This is a genomic window from Bifidobacterium sp. POST2/T3 (B1), assembly GCF_058197115.1.
Window position 1 is genome coordinate 1 of the sequence record NZ_JBVPQK010000345.1, and the last position, 2,773, is coordinate 2,773.

Genomic DNA, 2,773 nt, shown 5'->3' on the forward strand with positions numbered 1-2,773 from the left:
CTCTTCTCGCTGATCCTGGGCATCATCCTGGTGATCATGCGCATCTCGCCCATCTCCTCCCTGCGGGCCGTCGGCCGGGGGTATGTGGAGTTCTTCCAGAACATGCCTTTGACCATCATCATGGTCTTCATGGTCTTGGGGGCCTTCGCCCAGCTCAAGATCAGCTTCTCGCCGGAATTCTCCGTCAACTTCTTCTGGCTGGCGGTGACGGGCCTGTCCCTGTATACGGCGGCCTTCGTCTGCGAGTCCCTGCGCTCTGGCATCAACACGGTGCCTCTGGGCCAGGCCGAGGCGGCCCGTGCCCTGGGGTTGAGCTTCTTCCAGTCGGCCTCGCAGATCATTCTGCCCCAGGCCTTCCGTGGGTCGGTGGCGCCCCTGGGCAACACCTTCATCGCCCTGCTGAAGAACTCCACCGTGGCTGCAGCGGCCTCCGTGGCCTCGGAGAGCTCCTCCCTGATGAGCGAGATGATCGAGTTCCACGCCAACGCCATCGTGGCCATCTTCCTGATCTTCGCTCTGGGATACGTGATCCTGGTGCTGCCCATCGGGGCGCTGACCACGTACCTGTCCAACAAGCTGGCAGTGAGGAGGTGAGCGGCCATGGCACAGGACAATGAGAGCTCGCTGCTCTTCGATCAGCCCGGTCCCAAGGGCCGGCGCACCATACGAATCGCCAACTGGATAGCCGCCATCATCTTCGCCGTAGTGGTCATCCTGGTGCTGATGCGGCTGCACAACCCCCCGGACGGGGAGAACCAGTTGAGCTGGGAGCTCTGGCGCCCGGCCCTGGACTATGAAGCCTGGTCGGACTTCTACCTGCCCGGGCTCTGGCTGACCATCAAGGCCTCGGTTGTTGCAGTGATTGGTTCGGTCGTCTTCGGGTTCATCTTCGGCATCGGCCGTCTGTTGCCCAACGGACTGGTAAGGGCGGTCTCAGGCATTATAGTGGAGTTCTGCCGGGCCGTTCCGGTGTTGATGATGATGATCTTCTTCTGGCGCTGGTTCGCCTTTGCAGGAGTCAGCCAGGCCTCCTATTGGGCTGTCGTACTAGGCCTGATCCTCTACAACGGCTCAGTGGTGGCCGAGCTGATCCGTTCGGGCGTGGGCAACCTGCCCAACGGCCAGCGAGAAGCCTCCCTGGCCCTGGGGCTGACCAGGACCCAGTCGCTGATGCAGATCGAGGTTCCCCAGGCCGTCTACGCCATGCTGCCGGCGGCTGTGACCCAGCTGGTCGTGGTTCTCAAGGATACGGCTCTGGGATCCATCATCATGTACACGGATCTGCTGCAGGAGTCCCGTCGTCTGGGCTCCATGTACTTCAACATCCTGCAGACCCTGGTGGTGGCCTCGGTGGTCTACTTCTTCGTCTGCTTCCTGCTGTCGCACTTCGCCCGTTGGCTGCCCAAGAAGATGCAGGAGCGCACTGCCGCCCCCGCCGACTTCGTGGAGCCGGCCGCGCCCGTGGCCATCATGGATCCCTCCAATGTCAACCAGATAGCCGTGGCCAAGGAGGTGGACGAGGACCGGTACGGCGGCGCGCCGTTGCAGTACCATGCACATCACCGTGGATCTAACGCCTCCATTCAGCACTGGAGGAAGACCCGTTACATCCAGGGTTATGACCGGACCCAGCCCGACACGCTGGTCGATCCGCACAAGGCGAGCCTGGAGATTCCGGACTTCCTCAAGCCGGGCCGTGGTAGCCGTTCCGCTGGTGATCAGAAGGCCGAGGGCAAGACCAGGAAGGATAAGAAAGGCGGCAGCGACAAAGACGGCAAGAACAGGGGCTGACAAAGATCTCCCGGCTGCTTTGTTGCCTGGACGAAGCCAGTCTCCGGCCGGACTTGTGTGCCTGGCCGGATAGACTGGTGGACATGGTCCAAGAACATGCTGATTCCTCAACCGCCTCAACCGACCGGCCCGTCTCCTTGGGCGACCTGGTTCCCGAGGCGGGAGGCCCGCGCAACCTGACCGAGGATCAGATCTACGACCGCTTCTTCTCCTGGGTGGCTTCCCGGGGCATCACCCCCTGGCCGCATCAGGAGGAGGCTGTCCTCTCCCTGGTTTCAGGCGACCATGTGATTCTGTCGACCCCGACCGGTTCGGGCAAGTCCATGGTGGCCCTGGCCATGCACTTCATCGCCTTGTGCACTGGACGGCGCTCCTATTACACGGCTCCCATCAAGGCCCTGGTCTCCGAGAAGTTCTTCGACCTGGTTTCGGTTCTGGGTCGCGACCGGGTGGGCATGATCACCGGCGACACCCACATCAACACGGATGCCCCGGTCATCTGTTGCACGGCCGAGATCCTGGCCAACCAGGCGCTCAGGGAGGGCAGACATGCCGACATCGGCTGCGTGGCCATGGATGAGTTCCACTATTACGGGGATCCGGACCGCGGCTGGGCCTGGCAGGTGCCTCTGCTGACCCTGCCCGATGTGCAGTTCCTGCTCATGTCGGCCACCCTGGGCGACGTGGATCAGATCGCCCAGGACCTGGAGCGCAAAACCGGGGTGGGTGTGGACATCGTCGCCGACGCCCCACGACCGGTCCCACTGGATTACCGCTATGTGGACACCCCCTTGCCCAACACCGTGGAGTCCTTGCTGGCCGATGGTGATTCGCCGGTCTACATTGTTCACTTCTCCCAGGATGCCGCCCTGGAGACGGCCCAGGCCCTGTCCAGTACTGGGGTTTCCGACCGGGGCCAGCGGGACCGGATCAAGGAGGCCATGGCCGGCACCCGCTTCACCACGGCCTTCGGTAGGATTCT

3 protein-coding genes are annotated in these 2,773 nt (G+C 62.9%); all 3 read left to right on the forward strand.

Translation table 11 applies throughout. The annotated features are described in order from the left end of the window. Positions 1 to 594: ABC transporter permease subunit (locus AC0AP0_RS11370; RefSeq protein WP_490430547.1), on the forward strand; the 594-nt coding region annotated here is incomplete at its 5' end. A 6-nt stretch (positions 595 to 600) separates the two neighbouring features. Further along, complete coding sequence (locus AC0AP0_RS11375) at positions 601 to 1,791, forward strand: amino acid ABC transporter permease (protein WP_490430548.1); 1,191 nt, start codon at positions 601 to 603, stop codon at positions 1,789 to 1,791. Between the two features lie 83 nt (positions 1,792 to 1,874). Next, the coding region (locus AC0AP0_RS11380) for a DEAD/DEAH box helicase (RefSeq protein ID WP_490430549.1) at positions 1,875 to 2,773 on the forward strand (899 nt) is incomplete at its 3' end.